Genomic DNA, 7,161 nt, shown 5'->3' on the forward strand with positions numbered 1-7,161 from the left:
TTCCTCCTATAATCCTGTTTCCTCTTTAATTCTTTTTATAGGTAACCATGCTCTTGGACACATTGCGTAGCAAGATCCGCATTTAATACATCTGTCCCTATCACAGCTAGGTCTACCTTCAGAAAAGCCCATAGCTCTTGTTGGACAAGCTAGAGCACAAGTTCCACATCCAGTACATAATCCGTTACGGATAATGTTGGTTAATACGTCACAACCACATCCTGCGTTGCATGCAGCAATGTCCATTGCTGGTTGTAAGTATTCTAAGTTTCCTTCACATAATGCTACAACTGCATTAGCAATCATTTCAGGAGCTACAGGACAACCTGGAAGTGCTAAATCTACTTTAACTAATGAACTAACAGGTACGAATGATTCATGTTTAGGTTGTGCTTGTTGACCTCCACGAGCGAAGGTGGTGAAACAACCGGTCATTGCACAAGATCCAAATGCACAAATGAATTGAGATTTTTCTCTTGCTTCTTGAATTTCATGTAAACTGTGTTCATCTTGTAAACAAACAGATCCTTCAATTAAACATAAGTCCATTTCTGGCATTTCTTCAGCATAAGTACCGTGAATCCATTTATCAACTAAAGTTTGTCCGTATACAATGTCAACCATGTCAGTTAAGACAGTGGATAATATGTCGTAGTTTTCGGTTAAAGACATTGCATCACCAGTACAACCACTTAAGTGTATGTAACCAATACGTGGTTTGGAGGAAGCAGCTTTTGGTTCTTCTGCAGGAGCAGTTTCAACAGGTGCTTCTGCAGCTGCTTCAACTTTTTCTTCTACTTTTGGTGCAACTTCTTCTTTGGAGCCGCCAAAAGCTTTTTTCAATTTTTCAAACATTATTTTACCCCGATTTCATTTAAAATAAGATCAATAGCTTTAGGAACTGCCTTTTCTACAGGTTCTGTTAAACCCATATCAACATCCGGTGTTGGAATCTCAGCTGGTTTACAACCGACAACGACCACCTCACATTTTTCGGAAATTTTTTGAAGAGGCTCTTCAACAGTCATTCCGTGAGGATTATCATATTTTCCTATTTTCATAATATTAGGATCGAATTTATCAACGGTACCCGGTTCTGCATTAAATTCAACAACATCAACAACAATTAGTTTTTTCCAATCGTATTCTTCATACAGCGGGAAAAAGTTAGTTGGAGCTGCAGTACCGCCATCAATAAACTGTACACTGTCGGGTAATTCTATATCTACAAATTTTTCTTTAATTTGTTCTAAAATATCTTTGTTAAATTCATCTTCGACATAAGAAGTAACAGCTGGATCGTAATAATCGTTTTTATCATTAAGATATTTTTGCAATAAATTTATGACAATTGGGCCGAAACCATCATCTTTAAACAGGATGTTTCCACAGCCAATAACGATTATATCCGAATGATAAGGCATTTATTTTTCCTCCCAAACTTAGATTCTCACCATTTCATTTTTGAGAATGGATTTATCTTCGTCGTCAACTACCATCACGTGAGTAGCACATGATAAACATGGGTCGTATGCTCTAATTACATGAGGACCTAATTCATGATGGAATCCTTCTGTTGCTGGACCCATTGTTGGAATGTTCCAAGTAGTTGGTACAATAGCAGAGTAGAACTGAGTTTTTCCTTCGACAACTTTTGCCATGTGTACATCGGTTCCTCTAGGACCTTCGATAACACCAAAACCAAGTTCACCAGTTCCTCTTTTATCGTAAGATACATTTGCAGGTGCTGCAGGATCAATTGCATCTAATGCTTCTAAACAAGCATTGTAGTTTTTAATCATTTCATCTGCACGAGCAACGTGTTGTGCGATTACACCTTTGTCTTTGAAACCTGCGAATTTTTCCATTCTTGCTCTTGGACCAGTTTCAACGTTAGTGCCTTCCCATAAAGGAATAACGGAACAAGCTCTTTTACCAATTTCAGGGTCATCATACCATGCTTCTGGTAATACTTCAGAGAATTTGTCCATGTCAAATTCGTTGGTACCATAAGTTGCATCTGCTGCCATTAATGGTTGGTTAACTACACCTAAATCTGCAGGTAAGCCTGCTTCAAGTACACAGTTTTTAATAAATTCAACGTGTGCTTCGAGTTTAGGTTTTAATGCAGTCATTCTTTCGATTAATCTTTCTTTGGTGAATGGAGTAATGTTTCTTGCCATACCACCAACTCTAATATCAGATGGGTGAATACCTTCACCAGCAATCATATCAACAACATATTGAACATGTTTTCTGACTTCACTTACACTGTTAACTGCATCTACAAATTTGTCTTCTGGGACAACGTCAGGTGCAACTAAGAAGTGGTGAATTGCTGCACTGTTAATACCGTGTGCTGCTGCAACTGCTTTTCTTAACAATTTAGCTGCTTTAGGAATTTCAATACCTAAAGCCATGTCCATAGCTTCTGCGGATGCTAAAGTGTGTGGAATTGGACATACTCCACAAATCCTTTGACATAAAACAGGAGCGGTTTCAGGTGCTTTGTTAAGAACCATCTTTTCTAAACCCCTTACAGGAGTTATACTAAAATACATACCTTTTGTAACTATCCCTTCATCATCAACTTCCATGACGAGTTCGGCATGGCCTTCTTGACGAGTGGTAGGGGATATAACTACTCTATCTTTCAAATATGTCACCTCAATTATAGAAATTAGAAACTAACATTAACATATATATTCGTTAACATTAATAAGTAATACTGAAAAATTAAAATAGAAATATATATATTAGATAAGAAACTTAATTTAATTATTATAATTAAATAATATCAATTTACAGGAGGGAAAAAATTGGATAAAGCAAATATAATCATCTCCATTATTATCGTTTTATGTGTTGCAGCAGCAGTTGCGGCATATGGTATTACTAATAGTGATAATCCAATATTTTCTGATTTATCAAGTATGTCAGCGAATGATAATAACAATCCAGGCAGTGGAGTTGGAAATAGTACTGCTTCAACCAATGGAAGTGGTGTTTCAGTAGCAGATACTAGTGGAAGTTCCGGTTCAAGCGGTTCTGGTTCAAGTGACTCCGGCTCTGGAAGTGGAAGCGGATCAAGTGACTCCGGCTCTGGAAGTGGAAGCGGATCTGGAACCAGCAGTGGAAGCGGTTCAAGTGACTCCGGCTCCGGTTCAGGTAGTGGATCAGGAACACATTTATCTTACTCTAGTGCAAAAAGTATCGCTAATGGTGCTGTTGGAGAACCTGGATGCTATGCAGGAAGCGGATATTATTCTGATGGATATTGGTATTTTACCATTTACGATGCAAATGGTAATGCAGTAGACACAATTAGTGTTAATGATGCAACCGGTATGACCGGAAGAGGATAAAAAAATAATTTTTAATCCTTTTTATTTTTTTATTAAAAAAATAGATAGATTTATATAATACTAAAAATAAAATTATTATTGTTATATGTAAGGGCCCGTAGCCTAGCTGGATAGGGCGTCGGACTTCTAATCCGAAGACCCCGGGTTCAAATCCCGGCGGGTCCGCTCTTAACATATTCTTTTTTTTAAAAAACATTTTAAAATATGTTTTAGTTAATTTTGGGCTTGTAGCCTAGTCTGGAAGGGCGTAAGACTCCTAATCTTAAGATCGAGGGTTCAAATCCCTCCAAGTCCGTTTTTAAAAATTATCCAAAGTGATTATTTTAGACTTTTCTGGCTTTTTTAATGCATTTTCAAAAGAAATTTGGCCATATTTGCCCCCACCGCCAGGAATAACATCAACTGAATTATTTCTAAATGAGCCTATCGCAGGGGCAATGGCGGAATCTACTTTTTTTATATCCTCCAATGGAACATTAATCAAAACATCGATCTCAGTATTGAAATTATCAATTAATTTTTGCCATCTGGCTTGAACTGTCTTTGTTGTAATTCCTTTATCCAAAATTGTTGCAATAATTTCAGCAAGAGGCATCAAATGAACATATTCCGCTCTAAAATCAGGATGTTTAGGCTCCTTATAATCTGCAATTTCGGAGATTCTAAAATCAACACCTTTTTTTATTGTTCCGCCACAATCACATTTCATTTTATTTTCCTTTGCAATCAACGGATCAACTAATTTGTAACACTTTGTACATGCAGTCATATGATACTTGCCCAAATTAGGTATTAAACCATAATTTGCCTTAATGTCCTTGTGTTTAATTGCTTTTTTTATTGAAGAAAATGAAATATCCTCAAGCTCCATTTGATTAAATTCCCTACCTAACCTATGTGGCCATGGAGAATGGGCATCAGAATTAGTTAAAAATGGAAAATCTTTAAGTTCACTAACACAATCCGCCATGAATGTATCTGCAGACAAACCCAATTCAACAAAATCAGGCTTTTGACCATAACAGTCATAAATGCTATCATAAGACTTGTACATTCCGGTCCATGGAGTGAATGCATGAGCTGGTCCAATCAAGCAATCATACTCCTTTACAAATTCCAGAAGTTCCGCACCGCCATAATTTGTCTTTGGTCTGCCGTCAATATCTTTGTTCTTTGAAGGAAGCTTATCCGCCAATTCACGTGCAATATCAATATCTGGAATAATAATCAGATGATGAATTCTGTGTTTTCCTTCAACCTCAGTAGTTAAAACAAAATCCATATCACAATCAGTATAAATTCCATCACCTGAATATGTTGTGCTTTCTTCAATAATGTCCAACCATTTCGGATGGAATGCATCACCCGTACCTAAAAGCTTCAAGCCTTTCAATTTCGATTTAGGAGCCATATTTTTTATTAGCATATCCTTTGATGATGCCATTGAAAAGCAGCTATGAACATGAAAATCCGCATTCACTAACATGATACAATGTTAGAAATTAAAATTATATTAAGTTATCCAATATTTTTTTAAAATCATTTAAAGGATATTTCTCTTTTTTAGATGACAAATCAGCAGTTAAATTACCTTCATTAACTGTGCCTTCAATATTCTCCAAATTTTTCAAAAATTCATTAGTTGCATCTATCAAAGCTATCAATTCATCCTGATTTTTGGGAAAAGCCAATTTTAAAGTTGGAATGTTTAAATCCTGAACAATCTTAACCTCCAAACTGCGGGCATTATTGCAGGCATTTCCACCAAACAAAATCAAATCGTTTAAAGAGTTATACATTCTTTTACGGTTTTTTGGTCTTTTTCCAATTATGATTGCAGCATCAGCCTTTTCCACAACTTCAGAAAATAAAAAGAGTCTTGATTTGACGCCTGACGGCAATTCGCTTGAGGAATATTTGCTAATCAAATTATCAAAAGTCAAATTTCCCTCGCAAATATCCATGTTATCATATCTGGAAAAATTTGAGGGCGATAAATAAGTGTGTCCATTCTTTTCTATTAATGGAATTACAATCATTGATGCATCAGGTACAACTATAACATTCATAAAAAAAGTAAAAAAATAATATATTGAAGTTTTATCCAATATATCTTAAATCATCTGCATTTCCTGCGTTAGCCCTATTGATTAAATCTTGTTCCATTTGTTGAGCTTTAGCAATCATTTGTCTTGTTTCTTCAGCTCTTTCATCGAGTTTATCAACATTGATTTCAAAGTTGAGCAACAAGGATAATTTTTTCAATATAGCTTCGGCAGATTCAGCATCTATAAAGTATCCTGGAGTTTCACCCATAAGGCAAGTACCATGAATTCCCTGGCGAACACCTAAACCTAAAAAGAGACCAGAAGCTCCGACAATTCCACCATCATTGGATCTGATTTCAATATCAGCTTCCTTTAATAGTTCAATGTAAGCTTCGTTTGTAGCAGCCCCGTAAACTTTAGGGTCTTCTACAGGCTGAGGGATAGCCATTCCACCAAGTGTGTAAATTCTATCTATTCCATAGCCTTTAACAAACTCCAAAATGTCTTTACAAATTAGATATTGACCTTCTGGAGATAAAGCTTGAGTATTACCAACAAGAATAATTAAATCCAAATTATCTTCACCAACATCCTTTAAATAATATAACTCATTGAGCATATTTTTAATGATACCGTCCTCTTTAATGATAACTTGAGGGGGAAATGTTGGAGAATAAATTTCAGCAAATTTTGTTGCATCTAATTCATCAATCATATGATCAGCAGCTAATTTACCAACATGACCAAGACCAGGTAATGCTTCAATGAAAATAGGATTTTCTAATTCAATTTCTTCTAAAACATTTATTTCAGCAGCATTCAATTTGCATTACTCCTTCATTGCTTCTTTTTTTAATATACGACGATATTTACCGTATTTATCCTCAACTGAAAATTTGGGAGGATAAATAACTTTAAGTTTCCCGCCACATTTAGGGCAAGCCTCTTTTAAAGTATAAATTCCACATTCAGGACATTTATTCATTTTCATATTCATATGAATCTAATTATCTAATTCTCTAAGGAAAGAACCGTTACCTTCAGATTCTTCTACAACTGCAATACATCTATCAGCCGCAGCTTTAAGAGCTTTTTCAGCTAAGATATAATCAGTAGATTTTACAGTAATTCTGTATCTAGGCGCACCTACACATTGGACTTTAATTTCTTCCTCTTCATCCCCATTATCTTCAGCGGCTTTAAGTGCTGCAATAATAATTTCAACACCGTTTGGCACGAAAGTTTCAATATCAACATAACCGCTAATGTGAACTTCAGGAGGAGTGATATTTTTCTTAGCTACTTCAGTAATAGCTTCAGCCCAATCTTCAGGGATATCCTCTTCAATGAGAGATTCTGCACCTTCTTCTGCAGCGGTTTCAAAAGCACCATAAACATCACCGAAGATGTCCATGAGCTCATAACCCACTTCATCATAAGCGTCATCTAAGCTTTTATCTAATGATTTTGCAGCTAATTCTAAGAATTTTTCAGCTTTTTGCTCTATTTTCCAATGTTGGATTTTTTTAGTTCTTTGGTCTTCACGGATTCTTTTTAAAGAAGCATCTACATGCCCTTTTTTAGGATTTACTCTGAGAACACGACAAACGATTTTTTGATTTTCTCTGACATGATCCCTGATATTTTTTACCCAACCAGAAGATACTTCAGAAATATGAATAAAAGCTTCTTTGCCCTGATATTCTTCTAATTTAGCAAAAGCCCCATAATTAAGAACTTTGTAAACA

At 35.7% G+C, this 7,161-nt stretch carries 9 protein-coding genes and 2 tRNA genes; 3 read left to right on the forward strand and 8 right to left on the reverse strand.

Translation table 11 applies throughout. From position 1 onward, the window contains the following. Positions 1–6: 6 nt before the first annotated feature. From frhG to frhA, 3 genes are read right to left on the reverse strand one after another with little or no spacing between them, the layout of a single operon-like run. On the reverse strand, positions 7–855 hold the full coding sequence (gene frhG, locus QZU81_RS02120; RefSeq protein WP_292828517.1) for a coenzyme F420 hydrogenase subunit gamma: 849 nt from the start codon (positions 853–855) through the stop codon (positions 7–9). After that, positions 855–1,424, reverse strand: a complete 570-nt coding sequence (gene frhD / locus QZU81_RS02125; RefSeq protein WP_292828520.1) for a coenzyme F420-reducing hydrogenase, FrhD protein — start codon at positions 1,422–1,424, stop codon at positions 855–857. The genes frhG and frhD overlap by 1 nt, the downstream gene beginning before the upstream one ends. Positions 1,425–1,442: 18 nt before the next feature. After that, positions 1,443–2,657, reverse strand: coding sequence for a coenzyme F420 hydrogenase subunit alpha (gene frhA / locus QZU81_RS02130; protein ID WP_292828523.1), 1,215 nt, complete (start codon positions 2,655–2,657; stop codon positions 1,443–1,445). Positions 2,658–2,819: 162 nt separating this feature from the next. On the opposite strand from frhA, the gene QZU81_RS02135 reads away from it, so the two are divergent. The 3 genes from QZU81_RS02135 (at position 2,820) to QZU81_RS02145 (ending at position 3,660) form a co-directional block, all read left to right on the forward strand. Beyond that, complete coding sequence (locus QZU81_RS02135) at positions 2,820–3,365, forward strand: endoglucanase (RefSeq protein WP_295589200.1); 546 nt, start codon at positions 2,820–2,822, stop codon at positions 3,363–3,365. Between the two features lie 91 nt (positions 3,366–3,456). Further along, positions 3,457–3,530, forward strand: a tRNA-Arg gene (locus QZU81_RS02140). A gap of 56 nt (positions 3,531–3,586) precedes the next feature. Next, positions 3,587–3,660: transfer RNA gene (locus tag QZU81_RS02145), tRNA-Arg, on the forward strand. A gap of 3 nt (positions 3,661–3,663) precedes the next feature. Here the strand turns inward: QZU81_RS02145 and QZU81_RS02150 are convergent. The 5 genes from QZU81_RS02150 to QZU81_RS02170 form a co-directional block, all read right to left on the reverse strand. After that, positions 3,664–4,851: a TIGR00375 family protein gene (locus QZU81_RS02150; protein ID WP_292852158.1), complete on the reverse strand. Its 1,188-nt coding sequence runs from the start codon at positions 4,849–4,851 to the stop codon at positions 3,664–3,666. Between the two features lie 22 nt (positions 4,852–4,873). Beyond that, complete coding sequence (locus QZU81_RS02155; RefSeq protein ID WP_292828531.1) at positions 4,874–5,434, reverse strand: DUF2112 family protein; 561 nt, start codon at positions 5,432–5,434, stop codon at positions 4,874–4,876. A gap of 31 nt (positions 5,435–5,465) precedes the next feature. Further along, positions 5,466–6,236, reverse strand: coding sequence for a proteasome assembly chaperone family protein (locus QZU81_RS02160; RefSeq protein ID WP_292828534.1), 771 nt, complete (start codon positions 6,234–6,236; stop codon positions 5,466–5,468). Between the two features lie 6 nt (positions 6,237–6,242). Further along, positions 6,243–6,410 carry an RNA-protein complex protein Nop10 gene (locus tag QZU81_RS02165; protein WP_292828537.1) on the reverse strand — a complete coding sequence of 56 codons (168 nt, stop codon included), beginning with the start codon at positions 6,408–6,410 and terminating at the stop codon, positions 6,243–6,245. A 6-nt stretch (positions 6,411–6,416) separates the two neighbouring features. Further along, positions 6,417–7,161: translation initiation factor IF-2 subunit alpha (locus QZU81_RS02170; RefSeq protein WP_295589204.1), on the reverse strand; the 745-nt coding region annotated here is incomplete at its 5' end.

Source organism: uncultured Methanobrevibacter sp., from assembly GCF_902770715.1.
Taxonomy (GTDB): domain Archaea; phylum Methanobacteriota; class Methanobacteria; order Methanobacteriales; family Methanobacteriaceae; genus Methanocatella.